The sequence below is a fragment of the uncultured Helicobacter sp. genome, assembly GCF_910577135.1.
Taxonomy (GTDB): Bacteria; Campylobacterota; Campylobacteria; order Campylobacterales; family Helicobacteraceae; genus Helicobacter_C; species Helicobacter_C mastomyrinus.
This window is the reverse complement of sequence record NZ_CAJTLL010000009.1, coordinates 12791-33998: the sequence shown is the minus strand read 5'-3', so window position 1 is coordinate 33998 and position 21208 is coordinate 12791. Positions and strand designations below refer to the sequence as shown.

Below are 21208 nucleotides of genomic sequence, written 5' to 3'. Positions count from 1 at the left end.
AGCTACAATGGAATCTTTTAGTAACCCTATTATGAAAGCGCAATACAATACGAGCTTTTATACACGCAAGGAATTAGAATCTTTTGGCTTTAAATATTTAGGTGATAATGTGCTTATCTCTCGCTTAGCTAGAATCTACGCGCCAGAACGTATGAGTATTGGTAATTGTGTCCGCATTGATGATTTTGCCATTTTAAGCGGTGCTATAAGCTTAGGACAATTTATCCATATTTCCGCACATACAAACATTACAGGAGGGAATGGCAGAGATTCAAGTGTGAGTATGGGGGATTTTTGCTCCCTTTCATTAGGAAGCAGAATCTTAAGTGTAAGTGATGATTTAAGCGGGAGTGTGCTATCAAATTCCTGTGTTGATGCAAAGTATCGCCATATCATTGCTAGTCATATCCATTTACCCGGGCATAATCATATCGGGGCTATATCGCTTATTTTACCACGCACGATTTTTAATATAGGGGCAAACCTAGGACCCCAAAGTCTCGTGTGCGATACTACGCTTAAAGCCTATGGATATTACTTTGGCTCACCGGCACGATTACTGAAAAATCTCGATTCAAAGCAAATTCAAACCCTAGAATCACAATTTTTACGTGATATAGCAGCAAGTAAGAATGTAATGGGGGGGGGGGATAGAGAAACTCTAATTTACCCTACCTACTCCTTATCCCAAAGGAGGGTAATGCCCTCTGCAGTATCTTGCCCTACCCCTTTAAAGGAGGCAGTATGAAAGCCTCTTTTAGCAATGTCTCTTTAATAGGAATCCACACACTTGTGCCAGATCAGGTAATCAATATAGATTCCGAGCTTCACACTATCTATAAGGGTGATATTAAAGCCTTAGAACGTATCAAAAAAGTGATTGGCTTACAAACACGCCATATCGCTCCGCCGCATATTACTGCAAGTGATATAGGCGAGTTAGCAGCAATACAACTTTTAGAATCTTTGCAAATGGCTAAAAAAGATATTGATGCACTCATTTTTGTAACCCAAACGCCTGATTATATCCTCCCAGCAAGTGCGTGCTATCTCCAAGGAAAGCTAGGGCTAAGCACACAATGCCTGTGTTTTGATATAAACCAAGCTTGTGCGGGATACATCTATGGGCTATATATCGCTCATAGCCTTATACAATCACGCGCTGCACGAAATGTCTTGCTTCTATGTGGTGATACTCTAAGCCATTATGTCAATCCCCTTGATTCTAATCTTGCTCCTGTAATTGGTGATGGAGTGAGTGCTAGTCTGCTCACCTACACAGAGGAAGCACAAGAAGCCTATTTCGAGCTAGGAAGTGATGGGAGCAGATTCTATAAACTTATCATACCAGATGGAGCGAGTAGGAAGCCTACACGAGAGATTATCTCTGAATCTAAAGTATGGGATATAAGTGAAAGCAGAAATTTAAAGCAGCTCTATATGGATGGAGCGGCAATCTTTAGCTTTGCTATTAGCTGCGAACCAAAAGCTTTTAACTCACTTTTTGAATATGCAGGGTATAGCATTAAAGACATAGACTACTTCTTCTTTCATCAAGCAAATAAATATATCGTAGATAATATTGCCCGAACTCTAAAGCTCCCTCAAGATAAAGTCCCCAATACCACGACAAACAAATATGGCAATCTTAGCGGCTGCTCTGTCCCTGCTACTATTTGCGATACATTAGACGAAATAGCAAGTAATGGCTTAGATTCTCACCTTAAAGTGCATTTAGCCGGGTTTGGCGCGGGACTAGCGTGGAGAAATGCCATCATTAGCCTAAAAAGTGGATTTAAAGCCCAAAAGGTGGGCTTATATAGCTGTTTATAAATCATCACAAGGAGAACATTATGACTACACAAGAGTTTTTAACACACTTAAGCGATGCAATGCAAAGAGATGAGGCTTTAAGCCCTGAAATGAGCTTAGATTCACTTGAGGAATGGGATAGCCTAGCTATCATCTCTCTTATCTCTTTATACGAACATCTCTTTCATATAAGCCTCACAAGCAATGCCCTCAAAGAATGCAAAAATGTAGCCGACCTCTTAGCCCTTGCTAAAGATAAATTAGAGGATTAATATGAATTACACAAGATTCTCAAGCAAGTATCTTGCATAGCCATATCTTTAAACCTCAATGTTTTGCAAACAAATGCTTTTTGGTAAGTGGAGGCAGTAGCGGTATAGGCGCAGATATAGCCTTAAGTCTTAATGCGCTTGGTGCTAAAATCATTGCCATAGGGAGAGATAGCGCTAAATTAGAATCTAAGCGCAAAAAGGCTATCAATCCTCATCTTTTTATCCCCCATCAGTAAGGATATTAGTCAATTTTATGAGTTGGACAAATAGGCTTTAAATCTCGCTAAAGAATATGGTAGCTTTGATGGTGCGGTGCTATCTGTGGAGAACGCGCTCGAAATTTTTAATATTAACTATTTTGGCAATTTGCAGCTCATAAAAGGCTTACTTGATAGGAGGGCAAAAAGCAATATAGGGGCGAGTTTTATATGGATAAGCTCAAATGCAAGTATCAAGGCACAAAAGGGCTTATGTAATTATAGTGCGTCTAAGGCAGGAGTGAATGCAAGTGTGCGGAGCTTAGCTCTTGAGATCGCACCTAAATATCGAATCAATGCCATAAGTCCGGGCTTTACAATGACAGAAATGATAGAAAATTGGAGTAGCATATATGACAAAGATTATATAGAATCTATGGATAAGTCTTACCCGCTAGGCATTGGTAAGCCATCGCAAATCACGCCCTTAGTATGCTTCCTCCTTAGTGAAGATTCTACTTGGATAACTGGACAAAATATTATAATTGATGGAGGGGGCAGCTTATGAAAGCAGCACATACGCAAACTACCCTTATGGAATCACAGCGAAACAATGGGCATTACACACAAAGCGAATTAGAATCCTTTGGCTTTAAAAGCCTAGGTAAATGCGTCCTTATCTCTCGCCTAGCACAAATCTACACCCCTAGCCTCATAAGCATTGGCGATTATGTGTGTATTGATGATTTTGTTATCTTAAGCGGAGCGATACACCTAGGAAGATTCTTGCATATTGGGGCTTATGCGAGTATCACAGGAGGAAATGGCAAAGATTCAAGTGTAAGTATGGGGGATTTTTGCGGTATGAGTAGTTATAGTAAGATTTTTGCTACTACTGATGATTTTGCCGGAGGCTATCTTGTAGGTCCTTGTGTGCCTTTTACCTTGCGTAATGTAAGAGCCTCACATATCCAGCTAGAGCGGCATTGCCATATTGGAAGTCATAGTCTTATTTTACCTCAAAGCCATTTTTGTATAGGAGCGAGTTTGGGACCTATGAGTCTTAATATGGGGCGTAAATTTAAGGCTTGGCATTACTATTATGGCAATCCAGCAAAGCCCATCTACAAGATAGATTCACACAATGTCTTAGATAAAGAGACAATCTTATTAAACTCAACTCTAAAGGAGCAATTATGCTAGAAAAAATGATATGCACACAAACTTACCCCGATACGTATGCAATTCTCTCACAACTAAAGGCACAAAAGAAAGATATTTATCTTTTTGGTGGCACACACGGAGGGCATTCTCTAGGCTCTATGGTAAGAGATTTTTGCGATAAAGAGGGGCTTGAGATAAAAGGACACATTGCTAATAAAGCCTTTATCAAGCAAGATTCATACAAAGGCAAGCCCATTTTAGCCATTGAAGAATGGAGTGGAAGCAAAGATATATGTATCATCATTGCTATGGCAGATGTAAAGGCAAAAGCACAGCTTTTAAAAAGCTATGGCTTCAAACATTTATATTTTATGAATACCTTTCGTGATGTGAGCTATATTAGCGGCTGCACGAATGGATTTGAATCCTTTTTTAAATCCCATCTTAGTGAATTTGAAAGCACATATAATCTTTTAAGCGATGATTTAAGCAAAGAAGTGATGATAGGCTACTTGCAAGATAGAATCTATAATAATTACGCCACACTTACACGTACACAAGACAAAAAGGGCTTTTTAGTGATATTTTAGGGCTTGGTCAAAATGAGATAATGATAGATTGCGGAGCTTATGATGGCGATACTTGCTTAGAATTTGTCCGCTATGTCCCTGAATATGAAAAAATCTATGCCCTTGAGCCAGATTCAAAGCTTGTGCCACAACTCATAGAAAACACCAAGCACCTACGTTGTGAAGTAATACCCAAAGGTGCTTCTCATACAAAAGAAATTATCTATTTTGCAGAGGAGAATTCTGGCACGTCGCGCATTAGTGAAAATAATGGCATAGCTTTAGAATATGATAGTATTGATAATATTTTAAAAACAAATAGTATGAATATGGGGGGGGGGGCATAAGAACAACTCTAAACCTGTAAGTTTTATCAAAATGGATATAGAAGGAGGGGAGCTAAACGCCCTCAAAGGCGCAAAAGAAACGATTACTACCTATCGTCCAAAACTTGCTATTTGTATGTATCACAGACGTGAGGACTTTATCACCTTGCCACAATTTATACTTTCGCTTAATCCGCACTATAAGCTCTATTTGCGTAATCGCAATCCTCTAGCAGAAGATACTATACTCTTTGCCATTAATGATACTTAAAGTTCAAACAAGATAGAATCGCTCCTTTTTATTTTAAGGACAAGCTAAAAGGATAAATATGACAAAAGTTACCATTATTGCTGAAGCGGGAGTAAATCATAATGGTGATATGGCTCTTGCAAAACAGCTTATTGACGTAGCAGCAGAAGCTGGAGCGGATATTGTAAAATTCCAAACAGCCAAGGCTGAAAATGTCGTAAGTCGCTTTGCGCAAAAAGCAGAATATCAAATAGAAAATACCGGTAATGCAGAGCAATCTCAACTTGAAATGATACAAAAACTCGTGCTTGATGATAGCGCGTGGCAGCCCCTTATGGAGTATTGTGATAAAAAGGGGATAACATTTCTCTCTACACCTTTTGATATCAAAAGTATAGATTTACTGCATAAGCTTGGATTACAAACCTTTAAGATTCCAAGTGGAGAAATCACAAATCTCCCATATCTCCGCCGCATAGGTGCTTTAAATAAAAAAGTAATCCTCTCTACAGGTATGGCGAATCTAGGAGAAATAGAGTTTGCTATTGATGTATTAACACAATGTGGCACCAAACGTGAAAATATCACACTTTTGCAGTGCAATACTGAATACCCCACACCATTTTGTGATGTCAATCTCAAAGCAATGAATACCCTACACAATGCCTTTCATTTGCCCGTTGGCTATTCTGATCACACACCGGGTATTTCAATCCCTCTAGCCGCTGTCGGTATGGGAGCAACGATAATAGAAAAGCATTTCACTCTTGATAAAAATATGGAGGGTCCTGACCACAAGGCAAGCCTTGAGCCACACGAGCTTAAGGCAATGGTGCAAGGCATACGTGAAATAGAACTTGCCCTTGGTGATGGTATCAAAAGAACAAGCCCAAGTGAAGCAAAAAATAAGCCTATTGCGCGTAAATCTATTGTCGCAAATTGTGCGATTAAAAAAGGTGAGATTCTAAGCGAGGTAAATCTCTATGCTAAACGTCCCGCGGGCGGTATCTCTCCGATGGAATGGGATAATGTAGTTGGCAAAAAAGCTATCCGTGATTTCGCTCCTGATGAAATGATAGAGCTCTAAAGGATAATTATGGAAACTATAAAGACAATGGGGGGTGGGGATAATGTAAATTCCCCGCTTAATACTGCCTCACAAAACTCTTCTATATGTGATAGATTCTGCGCATTTTTTACCCCTACAGGTAAGCTTAAACACGACTTCATACTACTTTTTATCCCTTATTTTATAGCCTTTTTCCTTATGCTTTTAAATACTAAGGGATACTATTGGGACGATTGGGGGCTTATTGGTGGATTTAGCTTTGATGAGATGAATCTTCAATTTAAGCAAAATGCTAATATATGGTATGGCTATTTTGAATGGATTTTTATCTCTTTGCAGCCCTATGGTATCCCGCTTTTCCGCTTTTTTACATTTGTGGGCTTTTTTATATGTGGCTTATTGGTATATAAAATCTCTCAAAGATTAGAAATTCTAACCCCCATAGAGATTGTCTTTATTACCCTACTCTTTTTGCTCTTGCCTTTTAATATTATCTCACGCAATATTCTTATCAACTCCCCTTATACATTATGCTATATACTCTTTTGGCTAGGGTTTTATATCTTAAGCCTTTATATGAGAAATAGCCATTTCTTGCTTCGTATAGCTGCCCTATTATGCTTCTTTGTCTCTTTTACTATGAACTCTTTGCTTGTATATTTTGCTCTGCCTCTTGCATATATGATATATGTAAGTCGCGCTTATATCTCGCTCAAGGCATTCTGCCAATGGAGCATAAAGCATATTGATTTTATTATCTTACCTATTGTATTTTATGTTTTAAAACAACTCTATTTTAAGCCTTATGGTATGTATGAGGGCTACAATGAAGTGCATTTAGACGCCTTCTTTAAAGCTATTATCAAAACACCTATTTTTTCTATACTCCACTTTGGAGAAATGAGCTATATACTCTTAGGAGCTATAAGCTTCTTTTTACTCCTTCTCATTCCTGTGTCTTTTTACTATGCTTATAAACATAATAGAATCTATATGCGCGATATAGTGGGCGTAGGATTGGGGCTACTTATCCTATGGTGTGGTATGTTTAGCTATGTTGTTGTATATAAATATAATGAATTTCTAAATGCAGAGGATAGATTTAGCATTTTAGAATCTTTGGGTGCCGGGATTGTGATTGTCTTTTTACTCAATATACTTTGCAAAAGTCAAAAGCTCAAAACAGGCATTTTGCTTATACTTATCCTCTGTGCTATTAATGTCAATATCAACGCTCTCAATCAAGTTTTTACAGCCTATATAAGACAAGTAGGTATTTTCGAACATCTTAAAGAAAATCCCACATTTTTGCAACACGATACTTTTAGAGTATATGGCGATATGTGTGGTAATAAAGATATTTGCGGAGAGAGCTTCTACCAGCTCAATGGTATTTATAAAAAAATATTCAATAAAAGTGATAAATTTATCAGTATGGAAATTCAAGCAGAGACAGAAGCCACAGAGTATTGCCACAAAAGCCCTACCTATAATTGCACACAATACAAAGGCGATATTAATGTCTATGGAAGCATTTATGTCATACACAGAATGTTTGTGCAGGATTACACTCGATTTAGAGGCTTTCTCTCAATGGGCAAATTATATATGCTTAATATTTTTGCACCCCAAAAATTTGCGCAAAAGGCAAAAGAACGTTATGATGTAGTTGTCTTCCCGCCTACGCACACCCCAACTCTGCCTTCTACATAGAGAGTTTTGCTATAATGCGCATATTTCTCCTCAAAGGAATAATATGCGTAAAATTTGTATCATCACAGGCACACGTGCAGAATGGGGGCTGCTCGCTCCTCTTGCGCATAAAATTTATGCCGACAATGAATTACAACTCCAGCTTATCGCCACAGGTATGCACCTAAGCACAGAATTTGGCTTAACTTACCGCGATATTAATCTCCCCATTGATAAAAAATGCGAGATTATCCTTAGCGCAGATACACCCACTGGCATTTGTAAGTCAATGGGATTAGCCCAAATCTCCATTTGCGAGACTTATGAAGAATTAAAACCTGATATTATCGTTGTGCTTGGTGATCGATATGAAATATTTGCCTGTGTAGCGAGTGCGATGATATGCCGTATCCCTGTGGCTCACTTGCACGGCGGAGAGGCGACACAAGGATTGATTGATGAAGCCATTAGACATAGCATTACTAAAATGAGTCATTTGCATTTTGTCGCCACAGAAGCGTATAGAAAACGAGTAATTCAACTTGGTGAAAGTCCAAATAGAGTATTTAATGTCGGTGGCTTTGGCATTGATAGTATTAAGGTATTAAACTTACTAGATAAACCCGCTTTAGAGGAATCATTACAATTTCAATTTGCCACTTATAATTTTCTCATCACCTTTCACCCTGTTACCCTTGAAAATAATTCCTCCCAAGAACAATTTCAAGCCCTTCTAAACGCACTTGAGATATTCGCTCAAACCCACCAAGTAGGCTTTATCTTCACTAAATCAAATGCCGATACAGATGGACGTATCATCAATGAAATGATTGATAATTTTATCCATTCTCATCCGCATTCAATCGCCTTTACCTCTATGGGGCAATTACGATACTTAAGCACAATGTGCTATGTTGATGCCCTGATAGGTAATAGCTCTAGTGGCTTAGGAGAAGCACCAAGCTTCAAAGTCGCTACAATCGATATAGGAGATAGGCAAAAAGGGCGTATTAAGGCAGATTCTGTGCTTTCGTGTGCTCCTGATACAGATGAAATCCTCTCTTGTATCAAACACGCCATCTCTCCAAGCTTTAAAGCCATACTTAAAAATGTCAAAAATCCTTACGGAGAAGGCGGTGCGAGTGAAAAAACAATAGAGATTCTTAAAAGCTATCCGCTTGAGGGTATCTTGAAAAAAGCCTTTTACGATATAGAATTTTAAAACCTTGTGCTATAATCACACATAAGAGCAAGGAATAAAGGATAGGGCTTGAATATCTTTTTTATTGGTTGTGTAGCATTCTCTCACACATCACTTCAAACACTCATTGATATGTCAGCTACTACTGATATACACATCGTAGGCGTAGCAACAAAAGCAGAATCCTCGTTTAATGCTGATTTTTGTAATCTTGCTCCATTATGTGAGGAAAATCATATCCCCTATATCTATGCGCCTGATATTAATGCCCCGCATATATTTGATTTTATAGAATCTTGTGCTCCTGATGTGATATATTGCCTAGGCTGGAGCTCACTTATTAAAGAAAAGTTTTTAACCTCCTATCCTATCATCGGTTATCACCCCACCGCCCTACCTCATAATCGCGGACGCCACCCTATCATTTGGGCATTAGCCTTAGGATTGGATAAAAGTGCTTCAAGCTTCTTTCTAATGGATAAAGGTGCTGATAGCGGAGATATTATCTCGCAAGTGCCTTTTGATATTGCCTTTACAGATAATGCCGCAAGTGTATGTGAGAAAGTAGAAAAAATAGCCCAGCAGCAAATCTATGACTTCACTACAAAGATTCTTGCTTTAAAAGCAAAAAATATTGTGGGGGGGGGGGCTATACACATATCGCTCCATCATTTCCTCAATGGCAACCCCTCAAGAGCATACCTATGCCAATCTTTGGCGAAAGCGAGGTATGCGTGATGGCATAATCGATTTTAGAATGAGCGCATTGGGTATTTATAACCTTATCCGTGCTTTAAGCAAACCCTATGTTGGAGCAGAAGTACTTTATAATGATACATATTATAAAGTATGGGAAGCAAAAATCATAGAAATAGACCTACCTCATATCGAATCGGGCAAGATTCTCAAAGTGGATTCTCAAGGCATTTTAGTCAAAGCCTATGACAAAGGGCTTCTACTTACCAAACACGAATTGAATCCATTGCCAAAGGAGGGTAGCTACTTCTAATCCCTCCCCCTGCTCCTCAAAATAAGTAAAAGGAGCAGAAATGACACAAACAGCCGCCTACAAAACGTATTTTCACATTCAGCAATCATTAGCAAGGCGATACATTTCTTTGCCCTCTTTTTTTCAAATCTATCCATACACCTTACCACAACTGCAAAAATCACACCAAATCTTTTGCAACATCTTTATCAATCTACCTAAGGAGCAAAAATGAAAGATATGAAAGTTACACAATGGAATGAAAGCTACGCACGAGGAGAAAATGCGATTTTTTACCCACACGAAGAGGTAGTGCGCTTTCTCAATCGCTTTATACGCAAGAGAATAGATTCTCATCGCTTTAGCGATGTGATATATCGTGGAGATTTTTACCGCTCTGGCATTGGTATTACGCAAGGTGATAAGCTTATAGAAGCTGTGGGGGGGGGGGGGATAATGCACTTTATCCTATCAAAGCACTTGATTTTGGCTGTGGTATTGGGAGGCAGAGTATGTTAATGAGTGAATTTGGGATAGAAACCTGTGGTATTGATATTAGTGAATATGCTATCTCTCAAGCTAAACGCTTAGCACAAAATGCAAATTTAGATATTGATTTCAGAGTGTATGACGGAGAGCATATACCTTTTAAACATAATACTTTTGACTTTACTATAAGCTATGGGGTGCTAGATTCCCTCCCTTTTGATTTAGCACAAAATTTAGTAAGTCAAATTGCCTATGTGAGTAAAACCTACTTTTTTTGCTCGCTCATTGGGGAAGATTCTACAAGTGGCTTTAGCAATATACAAGAATCTACCTTTACTGATGAAATAGAAGTGCAAGAATCCCACGAAAAAGGCACTATACAAAGCTTTTTTGATTATCCCAAAATACAAAGATTATTTAAAAAAAGCACTTTTGAAATCATTTGGGGTGAAAAGAAATCATCAGTAAATCTTATCGATGGCAGTATTCAAAGCCGCTATTACATCGTATGTAAAAAGGCAGAATATGAGCAATAAAAAACCTTTGAAAATCTTAATTGAAGCAAGTGGCTGCCTCACAAGCTCATATATGATAGAAGCAATCAAAAATGCAGGGCATATCGTATGCGGAAGTGATATTGATAGCTTCAATACTGCCTTTATAGAATGCGATGATTTTATCATTATGCCAAAAGTAAGCGACCCTCATTTATGTGATAAAACACTCCATCTATGCCGCGCTCATCATATCGATATAGTCATTCCCACACTTGATGAAAGTCTTTTAGGCTGGAGTGAGCAAAAAGCACATTTTGCACAATATGGAATCCTAGTTATCATCTCTGCACCTCATACAATACAAACATTCTTAGATAAATGGCAAACATATCAATTTTTTTGCCAGATAGGAATCCCCACACCCAAAAGCAGCCTTTATAAACATTATGGTGTCTTAAAACCCCGTTTTGGACGTGGAGGTAGTGGAATCGAGCTAGCACAAATAGATAGATTTTTTAACGGGGGGGGGGGATAATGATGAAGATTCTCTCTCATTTATCACACAAGAGCATATCATTGGTGAAGAATACACTATCGATTGCCTCTTTAATGCACAAGGTGAAGCCATATATATCATTCCTCGTCGCCGTATTGGTGTGCAAGGAGGTAAATCCACTAAAGGCGAGGTGTGTGATGTCAAGTGCTTAGAATCTCACATTCAATACATAGCCTCACATATCCATTTTATAGGGGCTATCAATATACAAGCATTTATTACCAAGGAAAATAAACCCATATTTATCGAGGTTAATCCCCGATTAGGTGGTGGTTCAGCCCTAAGCTTTGCAGCAAGTGAAAATTGGGTGGAGGCGATGATAGAAATGTTTGTCTATCATCGCACCATTACACCAAAACCTATTCGATATGGGCTAAAAATGGCAAGGAGCTATAAAGAAATCTACTTCTAGATCTCTCCTTGCTATAAGCAAGGAGAGAATATGCAATACATCTTAGTAACAGGAGCAAGCGGCTTTGTTGGCTCAAGCCTTTGTGAAGCCCTCTTAACTCAAGGCTATAAGGTGCTAGGTATAGGGAGGAAAAATCCCTATAATGCGAATTTAAGCCCCAAAGAAAGAGGTTTCTTAAGTGCCGATACACTCGCTCATAAAAACTTCAAATATGAGCAACTAGAACTAAAGAATCTTGATAAAGATTCACTAAAAAATTATGAGTTTTCTCTTGCCTTTCATCTCGCTTCTATGGTAGAATACGCTAGTCTTGAATATACTGAATATACTGAATATACGATTAACGCTACAATTAACCTTATTGATTTTACCATCACTCGCCATATTCCAAAAATCATTTTTTCATCAACCGCCTCAGTATTTGCACAGCCAGATTCTAAACAGAATTATATTATTACAGAACGCTCCCCTATCTCTCCTATGAGTTATTACTCACTTGCCAAATATACTTGTGAAAAACTCTTAGAAATCGCTACATTTAAATCAAATCAGCTTCAAGCCATTACATTGCGCTTTCCTGCTCTTTTTGGGGTCAATCACCTTGGTGGTGTCGTCTATGAGTTTGCTAAAAATGCGTGGCAAAATAAAGATATTGTGCTTTTCAATAATGGTCAAGTTTTACGCAATATTTTATATATTAATGACGCTATCAAGGCTCTTATATCCGCAGCACAAGCTCAAAATCTACAACAATATGAAGCATTTGTGATAGGGAGTAAAGATTCTCAAAATACAGCCTTTATAGCACAACAACTTATAGAATCCCTTCATTCACGCTCTAAGCTTATCCTAAGCCCCAAGCCATCGCCAAATCCCTTTAATGCAATCCTTGATACTACCAAAGCACAGCAGCTACTCCACTTCACTCCCCCTAGCATACAGGCGGGATTAGAATCTTATGCAAAAGACATCATATTACAAGGAGGTATACTATGAAAAAATATTTTAGCGCGTGTCCATACTTTACCCAAAGACAAATTCATCATATTCTTAAAGAGACACGCTCTATGCTTAGAGGGGATTCTAAACTTTCTATGGGAGAGGCTGTAGTGCGCTTTGAAAATGAATTTGCCGCATATTGCAAGGCAAATAATGCCATTGCTACAAATTCCTGCACAAGCGCATTAGATGTCGTCTTTAAGGCATTAGAGCTAAAACATAATGATGAAGTTATCGTGCCAACACAGACATTTTTTGCCAATGCAAGCAGTGTGTTGGCAAATAACATTAGACTTAGACTAGTCGATGTAGATAAAGACTTTATGCTAAGCGCACACACCATAGAATCCGCCATCACCCCACAGACTAAAGCCATAGTTATCGTGCATTTTGCCGGGCTTATTAGCCCTGATATTTTTGCCATTGCCACATTATGCAAGCAAAGGCATATTACACTTATTGAAGACTGCTCCCACGCACACGGCGCAATCGCCATAGATTCTAAAGGCAAATCACACAAGGCAGGGAGCATTGGTGATATCGCTGTGTTTAGCTTTTATAGCACCAAGATTCTTACCTGTGGCGAGGGAGGAATGATAGTGTGCAAAAACAAAGATTTTGCCTTTACTTGTCGCTCATTAGCTAATCGCGGATTAAAACCCTATGAGGAACAAGAGCAGTTTATCACACTTGGTAGTAATTATAGATTGCCTGAATTTAGCGCTATTATGGGGCTTAGCGGATTAGCAGCTTTAGAATCTCAACTTGCCTATCGTCAAAAACTTAGCCTTGCATACAAACAATATCTGCATACTTTTATCAAAAATAAAACTATCAGCCCACAGGCAATTCCATCGGGCTTTAGGCATAGTTTTTGGCGTTTTATTATTTTCCTCCATAAGCATAGCCCAGATAATATCATCAAATATCTTAAATCCTATCATATTTATGCAGACGCACCCTATAAACCACTTTTGCATAAACAGCCACTTTTAGCAAATCACCCTTTAGTATCTTATGTCCCCTCTACTCAACCCACCATAGAAAATCATATATCACTCCCCATACATATGGGTATTAAGCTTAAAGATGTGCGCTTTATCACTTCAAAACTCAAGGAGGCATTCAATGAATAAACTAAGAATTTTCATTACCACCATAGGGGGATTAACCAGCCCTGATTGTCTATTAGCTCTAAGAAACAATGGTGAAAGAGAAGTATTTTTATACGGAAGCGATAGCTTTAGCGGAGCTTGTGGAAGAAAGTTTGTAGATATATTTGAGCAATCTCCAGATAGCGCAAAAGATACAAAAGGATTTATTGATTTTATGCTAAGTATGGTTAAAAAATATCAAATTGATGTCATTATACCCTGTGGCAATGATGATAATCTCGCACTTTCTCAATACAAAAAGCATTTTGATATTCCTATTATGGTAGGAGAATATGAGGATTTAGTTATTGCTTATGATAAGCTTGCCGCATATGAGAATCTCAAAAAAGAGCTTCCACAATATGCGCCTAAATATCATCTTGTATCTACTTTTGAAGACTTCTTGAAGGCTATTTTTTCACTCGGCTATCCGCATAAAAAATGTGTTATCAAACCACGATTAGGGAGAGGTGGCAGGGGCGTATATATCTTAAGTGATTCATTACTTCAAAAAGAGGTTTTTAGCATTAAGCCAGCCAATGAAATGCCTCTGAGCTTTTTTGAATCTATCTTAAAAGATAAAAGATCTTTTGATGACCTTATCATTATGGAATATTTACAAGAACCCTTTGTTTCGGCTTATTCACTTTGTCAAAAAGGTAAGAATATCATTACAATGGAGCATATACGTGAATGGGGTAATGCCTCTCAAACATATCGTGGCTATGTCCGCTATAATGAGTCTCTAGAAGAGCTTTGTTCTCATATCATTCAAACTTTTTCATTAGATTACACAAATAATATGGAACTAGCGCATAATGAAAACGCCTCTCTTGTGCTTTTTGATTTAAATCCAAGACTAGGTGCTAGTAGCGGGGTAGATACATACTTTGGGCTAAATTTTCCCTACTTTGCTTTAAAACTTGCATTAGGTGAAAACATACATATAGACAAAAATCTCTACAAAGATAAGCAATACAGATTCTATCGCTATTTTACTCAATGGTGGGAAAATATGCTATGATGTCAAACTCACTAAAAGGATAGTAATGCGCTTTGAAGCTTTCATTTGTGATTTAGACAATACACTCTATGATGAAAATATCTTTCTAAAAGCCATTTGTGAAAGCTTTTGCCACCGCTATGGGTGCGATATACAGCTTATTAATACTATTCTTGATGATAATTTTCGTCTGCACTCAAAAGATATTTTTGGCGATTGGCTCAAAAGCTTTGATTTTTATACCTCACAGAAGCAAGAAGAATTATTTTCACTCTACCAAAGTATGCCAACCTCTTTGCAACTCTATGATGACGCTAAAGATTTTTTGAATCTGCTTCAAACAAAAAATATCAAATATGGCATTTTAACAAATGGCGATATAAAAGCGCAGTCTCATAAGATTAGCCTATTAGGGCTTAAAAACATTCCTATTGTCTATGCTAGGGCTTATGGGAAAGAGTATGAGAAGCCACATATAAGCGCGTTTCACAGGATTCTAGAAATCTTGCAGCTTAGTCCTCAATCTTGTGCTTTCATAGGGGATAATCCAACAACAGACATCAAAGGGGCAAATAATGCAGGCATATATAGCATATGGCTCAAACGCAGATATGGGAGACTTATCCCGTGTGATTATGCTTCCTTAAGTATTACAAACTTTAAGGAATTACGGGAGTTGCAAATATGAAAAAAATTTTAGCAGTCAGTGGAATCCGTAGCGAATATGATATTTTATATCCCATTTTAAAAGCTTTTGAAAAAGAGGGCTTTGATGTGTGCATAGCCGTAGCTAACGCTCATTTAAGTGATATACACGGCAATACATATAAAAAAATAGAATCCGATGGATTCCGCATAGCCGATAAGATTGATTGTCTTTTAAGCACTGATAGACTTACCCAAAGAAGTAAGGGGGTGGGATTGCTCATCACTGCCCTTACGCAAACAGCCGAAAGAGAAAAGCCTGATTTTCTACTCGTACTAGGCGATAGGGAGGAAAGTATTGCTACTTGTGTAGTTGGCAATTATATGGATATTCTTACGATTCATTGTGGTGGAGGCGACCCCGTATATGGGAATGCTGATGATCCTATCCGCTTTGCTTGTTCTAAATTAGCCCATATTCATTGCACTACCACCGAGCAATACGCACAGAATCTGCTTAAAATTGGTGAAGATGAATGGAGGATTGTATGCAGTGGTAATACCTCTTATGCTAATATTGCCAACACTCCGCATTTATCACGCAAAGAATTAAGCGATTTTTTACATTTTGATATAGCTACATCTAACTACATCGTGCTACTTAAACACCCACTAAGCTCGGAGGTATATGATGCCTATTCTCAAATGCAAGTTGCCATAGAATCCTGCGCAGAATTTGCCACAGCACATAACCTTAAAGTCGTAGGTATTTACCCTAACACAGACCCGGGCAGTTATAAAATTCTAGAAGCTATACAAGAAGCAGAGCAGAAATATTCTCATATCAGATTCTTTAAAACCCTCCCGCGTGAATTCTTTATAAGTCTTATCCGTCATACACTTGCACTTGCTGGTAATTCAAGTATGGGAATCTTAGAAGCCCCATTTTACAAGCTCCCTGTTGTTAATATTGGCAATCGTCAAAAGGGACGTCTCAATGCAGGAAATGTATGCTTTGTCCCGCATAAAAAGCAAGACATTATACAAGCTTTACAAAAGGCGTGTTTTGATGAATCTTACCGCACACAAATAGCCAATCTCCCCAATCCCTATGGTGATGAAAATGCGTGTGAGCGCATTGTTCATTTTGTCAAAAATATAGACACGACACAAAGGAAGTGGTATGTTAAAACACAGCTCTGCTAAAGATATTGTAGTGATTGCCACTCACCCCGATGATGAGACATTGGGCGCTGGTGGGACACTTTTAAAGCACAAGGCACAAGGTGATAGAATCCATTGCATTTTTTGCACTGATATATTTGAAGAGGAGGGATTCACCCCTCAAACAATTGCCAAAAGAGAGCAAGAAATAAAAGCTGTAAGTGCCGCATATAATTTTGATAGTGTCCATAGGCTAGGCTTAAAAACAACCAAATGCGATGAATATCCAAAAAGTATGATTATTGCTCAATTCTCTAAAATCTTTTTGCACATCTCTCCACAGATTCTTTATCTCCCCTTTGCATACGATGTGCATAGTGACCACCGCATTATTTTTGAATGTGCTTTTGCCTGCACAAAGTCATTCCGCTATCCAAGTATAGAAAAAATCTTAATGATGGAAACATTAAGTGAAAGTGAATTTGCCCCTGCTTTAAACATACAAAGCTTTGTGCCAAATGTATTTGTAGATATAAGTGAGTTTTTCAAACAAAAATGTGCCATTATGTCCTTATATGAAAGCGAAGTTGGACTTTCCCCTTTTCCACGTTCCCTGAAAAATATAGAATCTTTAGCCATCTATCGCGGAAGCACTCGCGGTGCAGATGATTCTAGCTTAAAAGATGCAAAAATATGTAGCGGGGGGGGGGCATAAGTGAAACTCCTCTCTACGCTGAAGCCTTTATGCTCCTCAAAGAAAAATGCTAATGTTTCTCAAACCATAGCTATTGTTACAGGTACACGTGCAGAATGGGGGCTGCTCTACCCTCTTGCAAAAGCGATACAAAATCATCAATATTTGAAACTCCATCTTATTGTTACCGGAGCACATTTAAGCCCATCTCTTGGAAATACTTATCAAGAAATAGAAAATGATGGATTTTCTATAAATAAAAAAATCCCTATCTTGCATAATGACAACACAAATGCCCTTAACACAGCGCATACTCTAGCAAATACCATTATAAACTTTAGCAAATATTTTTCAAAAAATAGACCCGATATGGTTATACTTTTAGGAGATAGATATGAAGCATTTGGAGTAGCTATAAGTGCTGCTAATCTTAATATTCCTATTGCTCATATCAGTGGTGGAGAAAGCACGCAAGGTGCAAATGATGAGTATATGCGGCATTGTATCACTAAAATGAGTTATCTGCACTTTCCTAGCACTCATTTCTATGCTAAACGTATTATTCAATTAGGAGAGGATCCACAAAGGGTATTTAACGTAGGTTCTCTAGCAGTAGAAAATATCCACAATGCCCCCTTTATGAGCAAAACAAATTTAGCGCAAAAAATTCAGGTAAAAAAAGCGTTTTTAGATAGATTTTGCGTCCTTACTTTTCATTCTACAACCCTAGATAACACAAATCCATCTAAAGAAATAACACTTATCTTACAAAGCCTACTTCAAAGCAATTTTAATATCCTTGCCACAAAAGCAAATGCCGACGCAGAAGGGCATAGCATTAATCTTATTCTTGAAGAATATGCGAAAAAATATCCTGATAAAATTACGCTTTGCGCGAGTTTAGGCAGAGTGATGTATCTCTCAAGCCTTAAATTTGCTGCTTTTGTGATTGGCAATAGCTCAAGTGGCTTGAGTGAAGCGCCGATTCTAGGCATACCAACGATAAATATAGGAGATAGACAAAAAGGTCGTTTTATGCCTCAATCTGTTGTATCTATCACACCAAACCAACAAGAACCACAGCAATACACACAGACTATCTTAAACACTATTACTTATGTAACAAATAATGCCTTTCTATCACAGATGACACACTCTCACCCATTTGGTGAAGGGAAAACCACAGAGCACATCACAGATATTATAGAATCTACACTTAAAAATAATACAATTAATCTCAAGAAAGCATTTTATATGCTAGAAAATCCTAACTTCTAGCACAATCTAAGTCTTAAGATACATCACAAGATTTTATACCTCCATAGAGTGCTTCAAAAGCTTGTTTGTCTTTAATATACACATCGCCGTGTTCATCTTTAGCAATCAAACCCTGTGTCATCATTTTTTGCAAGATTCTGCTAAGCGTTTCTAGCTTGATATTTAGCTCGTGAGCGATTGTTTGCCGCTGCACTTGATTAAAATACTTTAAACTTGTGCCAAGGATATATGCTACACGCGATGTGCTATCATAAATCTCATTAAAATTAATAAAATTCTTAAAAGTAATCATTCGATTCATTACTTCGCTTAATATAGCATTACTGATTTCAATATTTTTCGTTACAAGCTGATGGAGCTGCTGCAAATCAAGCAAAACTATCTCGCTTGGCTCCACCCCGCGCACACTTGCATTTGCTTCATAGGGGGCAAATGTCCCAAACGCATTAATAAGCCTACCATCACTTAAATGCGAATCCACATAGCACAAAAATAATTCATTATCATTCTTATCCATTTCATATACTTCAACCTTGCCTCGTGCTAAAAAATAAGCAGATTCTATATACTCGCCTTCATAATGCAAAATGCCATTTTTTTCGATATATCGTAATTTCGTGATAGCCTCTAAAGATTCTAAACTCCCCTCACTGATATTTGCAAATGCTCCAATGGAACGCAAGGCTTTCTCTTTCATCGGTTATCCTTTATTTTATCCCCGTCATAGTAGCAAAAAAATAACCAAATAATAATAAAATGCGCTCGTTTTTCTCCTAAAACACTCTTATGGGATTTTTAACACTTTTCTTAAAATTACAATATCAAAAGCAAATAAGGAGTGCAGGGTATGGAATATGATGTCTTAGTCATTGGGGGCGGACACGCGGGATTAGAAGCAGGTATCGCAAGTGCAAAAATGGGCGCAAAAACGCATCTTATCACCCTCCTTATACAGAATCTCGCCCTTGCAAGTTGTAACCCAGCAGTAGGCGGACTAGGCAAGGGACATCTCGTCAAAGAGATAGACGCGCTTGGGGGCGTTATGGGAGAAATTACCGATAAATGCGGGATTCAGTTTAGAATCTTAAATGCCTCAAAAGGTCCTGCTGTGCGTGGCACTAGAGCACAAATTGATATGGATAGATATAGTATTATCGCTAAAGATATTGCTCTTCACACACCTAATCTCACCCTCTCGCAAGAAAGCGCCCAAAGCCTCATCTATGAGCAAGATTCACAAGGGCGATACATCGCAAAGGGTGTGAAAACAAACATTGGCAAAACCTATTTTGCAAAAAAGATTATCCTCACCACCGGCACATTTCTTAAGGGCTTAGTGCATATCGGGGAGACTAAGCTAAGCAATGGACGTTTTGGCGAGATGAGCGCAGAACATTTAAGCACATCGCTTAAAGAAATGGACTTAAAGGTGGGGCGGTTAAAAACAGGCACTTGCGCGAGGATTGATGGGCGGAGCATTGATTTTAGCGCACTTGAGGTGCATAATGGTGATAGCAATCCACCGCATTTTAGTCATAGGACGCACTCCTTTGCCCCCGTGCAGTTCCCCTGCTTTGTTACTTATACCAATGAAAACACACATCGCATTATACGTGAAAATTTCCATCGTGCGCCACTTTTCACAGGGCAAATTGAGGGTGTGGGACCACGATATTGCCCAAGTATCGAGGATAAAGTCAATCGCTTTGCTGATAAAGAACGTCATCAGCTATTCCTAGAGCCACAAACACGCGAAGCAGTAGAATACTACATTAATGGACTTTCTACTTCTTTACCAATTGATGTGCAAGAGCAGCTAATCCACACGATTAAGGGCTTAGAAAACGCCCGTATTACGCGATATGGCTATGCGATTGAATATGATTATGTAGAACCAACCGAGCTTTATCATACATTAGAGACAAAAAAATGCGCTAATCTCTTTCTAGCCGGGCAAATCAATGGCACAACAGGCTATGAGGAAGCTGCAGCACAAGGCATTATGGCGGGTATTAATGCCGCACTCTCGCTTAAGGGTGAATCCTTTTGTCTTTCAAGAAGTGAAAGCTACATTGGCGTGATGATTGATGACTTAGTAACAAAAGGCACGAAAGAGCCTTATCGTCTCTTTACCTCACGTGCAGAATACCGCCTCCTTTTGCGAGAGGATAATGCCCCTTTACGTCTTTGCCATTATGCGCATTCCTTTGGGTTGATTGAAGATTCATATTACAAGCAAATAATGCGTGATAAGGCACATATAGAGCAGACTTTAGAGCATTTGCAAAATCGATACATCACGCCAAGTATGGAAAATCTCACTATGCTACAAGCCCTAAACCTCCCTCCCATTAGCGATAAAACACGTCTTATACATATCATTGGTAGGGAGGAGCTGCCCTTACACACTTTACGTGAATTGCTTAAGCAATGTCAAATCCCGCATATAGAGGAAATGAGCGATTATGCACTTATGCAAATTTTTATAGAATCTAAATATTTTGACTACATTCACAAACAAAAGGCGCAAATCGCACAAATGGAGCAAATGCTGCAAGTGGAGATTCCAAGGGATTTTATCTTTGACAATATCCCGGGGCTAAGCCTTGAAGTGATTGAAAAACTGAAAACTTTCACCCCCAAAAGCCTTTTTGAAGCAAGTGAGATTAGCGGTATCACACCAGCAAGTCTTGATGTCCTGCATTTATATATCCATTTACACCATAAAAAAATGGCAAAGATTTGATACAATTTTAAACATTTAAACAGAGGAGCAA

28 protein-coding genes are annotated in these 21208 nt (G+C 38.4%); 27 read left to right on the top strand and 1 reads right to left on the bottom strand.

Annotation, left to right across the window (positions count from 1 at the left end):
* The first annotated feature begins 7 nt into the window (after positions 1-7).
* The 26 genes from QZ289_RS06135 to neuC (QZ289_RS06010) all read left to right on the top strand — a co-directional run bounded on the left by QZ289_RS06135 (position 8) and on the right by neuC (QZ289_RS06010) (position 18431).
* Positions 8-748, top strand: a complete 741-nt coding sequence (locus QZ289_RS06135; protein WP_295700471.1) for a galactoside O-acetyltransferase — start codon at positions 8-10, stop codon at positions 746-748.
* Complete coding sequence (locus QZ289_RS06130) at positions 745-1833, top strand: 3-oxoacyl-[acyl-carrier-protein] synthase III C-terminal domain-containing protein (protein ID WP_295700468.1); 1089 nt, start codon at positions 745-747, stop codon at positions 1831-1833. Before QZ289_RS06135 ends, QZ289_RS06130 begins: the two co-directional genes overlap by 4 nt.
* Positions 1834-1853: 20 nt before the next feature.
* Positions 1854-2084: an acyl carrier protein gene (locus tag QZ289_RS06125; protein ID WP_295700466.1), complete on the top strand. Its 231-nt coding sequence runs from the start codon at positions 1854-1856 to the stop codon at positions 2082-2084.
* Positions 2085-2116: 32 nt separating this feature from the next.
* Positions 2117-2320, top strand: coding sequence for a hypothetical protein (locus QZ289_RS06120; protein ID WP_295700464.1), 204 nt, complete (start codon positions 2117-2119; stop codon positions 2318-2320).
* Between the two features lie 85 nt (positions 2321-2405).
* On the top strand, positions 2406-2849 hold the full coding sequence (locus tag QZ289_RS06115; protein ID WP_295700462.1) for an SDR family NAD(P)-dependent oxidoreductase: 444 nt from the start codon (positions 2406-2408) through the stop codon (positions 2847-2849).
* The gene (locus QZ289_RS06110; RefSeq protein WP_295700459.1) at positions 2846-3484 is read left to right on the top strand and encodes a galactoside O-acetyltransferase; all 639 of its coding nucleotides are present in this window, start codon (positions 2846-2848) and stop codon (positions 3482-3484) included. Before QZ289_RS06115 ends, QZ289_RS06110 begins: the two co-directional genes overlap by 4 nt.
* A complete protein-coding gene (locus QZ289_RS06105; RefSeq protein WP_295700456.1) occupies positions 3478-4035 on the top strand; it encodes a hypothetical protein in 558 nt (185 codons plus the stop codon). Before QZ289_RS06110 ends, QZ289_RS06105 begins: the two co-directional genes overlap by 7 nt.
* Positions 4036-4055: 20 nt before the next feature.
* Positions 4056-4361, top strand: coding sequence for a hypothetical protein (locus tag QZ289_RS06100; protein ID WP_295700453.1), 306 nt, complete (start codon positions 4056-4058; stop codon positions 4359-4361).
* Positions 4342-4611 (top strand): FkbM family methyltransferase, encoded by a 270-nt coding sequence (locus QZ289_RS06095; RefSeq protein WP_295700608.1) that lies wholly within the window; start codon positions 4342-4344, stop codon positions 4609-4611. The genes QZ289_RS06100 and QZ289_RS06095 overlap by 20 nt, the downstream gene beginning before the upstream one ends.
* Positions 4612-4669: 58 nt before the next feature.
* Complete coding sequence (neuB, locus tag QZ289_RS06090) at positions 4670-5677, top strand: N-acetylneuraminate synthase (RefSeq protein ID WP_295700450.1); 1008 nt, start codon at positions 4670-4672, stop codon at positions 5675-5677.
* Between the two features lie 9 nt (positions 5678-5686).
* A complete protein-coding gene (locus QZ289_RS06085) occupies positions 5687-7372 on the top strand; it encodes a hypothetical protein (protein ID WP_295700447.1) in 1686 nt (561 codons plus the stop codon).
* Positions 7373-7415: 43 nt separating this feature from the next.
* Positions 7416-8573, top strand: coding sequence for a UDP-N-acetylglucosamine 2-epimerase (gene neuC, locus QZ289_RS06080; RefSeq protein WP_295700444.1), 1158 nt, complete (start codon positions 7416-7418; stop codon positions 8571-8573).
* Positions 8574-8621: 48 nt separating this feature from the next.
* Positions 8622-9290 (top strand): formyltransferase family protein, encoded by a 669-nt coding sequence (locus QZ289_RS06075; protein WP_295700441.1) that lies wholly within the window; start codon positions 8622-8624, stop codon positions 9288-9290.
* Positions 9283-9561 (top strand): hypothetical protein, encoded by a 279-nt coding sequence (locus tag QZ289_RS06070; RefSeq protein WP_295700439.1) that lies wholly within the window; start codon positions 9283-9285, stop codon positions 9559-9561. The genes QZ289_RS06075 and QZ289_RS06070 overlap by 8 nt, the downstream gene beginning before the upstream one ends.
* Positions 9562-9601: 40 nt before the next feature.
* The gene (locus QZ289_RS06065) at positions 9602-9775 is read left to right on the top strand and encodes a hypothetical protein (RefSeq protein WP_295700436.1); all 174 of its coding nucleotides are present in this window, start codon (positions 9602-9604) and stop codon (positions 9773-9775) included.
* Positions 9772-10059 carry a hypothetical protein gene (locus QZ289_RS06060; RefSeq protein WP_295700435.1) on the top strand — a complete coding sequence of 96 codons (288 nt, stop codon included), beginning with the start codon at positions 9772-9774 and terminating at the stop codon, positions 10057-10059. Before QZ289_RS06065 ends, QZ289_RS06060 begins: the two co-directional genes overlap by 4 nt.
* Positions 10053-10565, top strand: coding sequence for a class I SAM-dependent methyltransferase (locus tag QZ289_RS06055; protein WP_295700432.1), 513 nt, complete (start codon positions 10053-10055; stop codon positions 10563-10565). The genes QZ289_RS06060 and QZ289_RS06055 overlap by 7 nt, the downstream gene beginning before the upstream one ends.
* Positions 10555-11061 (top strand): hypothetical protein, encoded by a 507-nt coding sequence (locus QZ289_RS06050; protein ID WP_295700430.1) that lies wholly within the window; start codon positions 10555-10557, stop codon positions 11059-11061. Before QZ289_RS06055 ends, QZ289_RS06050 begins: the two co-directional genes overlap by 11 nt.
* Complete coding sequence (locus QZ289_RS06045) at positions 11033-11494, top strand: ATP-grasp domain-containing protein (protein WP_367260720.1); 462 nt, start codon at positions 11033-11035, stop codon at positions 11492-11494. Before QZ289_RS06050 ends, QZ289_RS06045 begins: the two co-directional genes overlap by 29 nt.
* A gap of 30 nt (positions 11495-11524) precedes the next feature.
* Positions 11525-12490, top strand: a complete 966-nt coding sequence (locus QZ289_RS06040; RefSeq protein ID WP_295700427.1) for an NAD(P)-dependent oxidoreductase — start codon at positions 11525-11527, stop codon at positions 12488-12490.
* The gene (locus QZ289_RS06035; RefSeq protein WP_295700424.1) at positions 12487-13629 is read left to right on the top strand and encodes a DegT/DnrJ/EryC1/StrS aminotransferase family protein; all 1143 of its coding nucleotides are present in this window, start codon (positions 12487-12489) and stop codon (positions 13627-13629) included. Before QZ289_RS06040 ends, QZ289_RS06035 begins: the two co-directional genes overlap by 4 nt.
* On the top strand, positions 13622-14671 hold the full coding sequence (locus QZ289_RS06030) for an ATP-grasp domain-containing protein (protein WP_295700421.1): 1050 nt from the start codon (positions 13622-13624) through the stop codon (positions 14669-14671). Before QZ289_RS06035 ends, QZ289_RS06030 begins: the two co-directional genes overlap by 8 nt.
* A gap of 25 nt (positions 14672-14696) precedes the next feature.
* Positions 14697-15338 (top strand): HAD family hydrolase, encoded by a 642-nt coding sequence (locus tag QZ289_RS06025; protein WP_295700419.1) that lies wholly within the window; start codon positions 14697-14699, stop codon positions 15336-15338.
* Positions 15335-16501, top strand: coding sequence for a UDP-N-acetylglucosamine 2-epimerase (neuC, locus tag QZ289_RS06020; RefSeq protein ID WP_295700416.1), 1167 nt, complete (start codon positions 15335-15337; stop codon positions 16499-16501). Before QZ289_RS06025 ends, neuC (QZ289_RS06020) begins: the two co-directional genes overlap by 4 nt.
* Positions 16479-17174 (top strand): PIG-L deacetylase family protein, encoded by a 696-nt coding sequence (locus QZ289_RS06015; protein ID WP_295700414.1) that lies wholly within the window; start codon positions 16479-16481, stop codon positions 17172-17174. The genes neuC (QZ289_RS06020) and QZ289_RS06015 overlap by 23 nt, the downstream gene beginning before the upstream one ends.
* The gene (gene neuC / locus QZ289_RS06010; RefSeq protein WP_295700411.1) at positions 17175-18431 is read left to right on the top strand and encodes a UDP-N-acetylglucosamine 2-epimerase; all 1257 of its coding nucleotides are present in this window, start codon (positions 17175-17177) and stop codon (positions 18429-18431) included.
* Positions 18432-18444: 13 nt separating this feature from the next.
* On the opposite strand, the gene QZ289_RS06005 is transcribed toward neuC (QZ289_RS06010), so the two are convergent.
* Complete coding sequence (locus QZ289_RS06005; RefSeq protein WP_295700408.1) at positions 18445-19128, bottom strand: Crp/Fnr family transcriptional regulator; 684 nt, start codon at positions 19126-19128, stop codon at positions 18445-18447.
* Positions 19129-19278: 150 nt separating this feature from the next.
* On the opposite strand from QZ289_RS06005, the gene mnmG reads away from it, so the two are divergent.
* The gene (gene mnmG / locus QZ289_RS06000) at positions 19279-21177 is read left to right on the top strand and encodes a tRNA uridine-5-carboxymethylaminomethyl(34) synthesis enzyme MnmG (protein WP_295700405.1); all 1899 of its coding nucleotides are present in this window, start codon (positions 19279-19281) and stop codon (positions 21175-21177) included.
* Positions 21178-21208 lie beyond the last annotated feature (31 nt).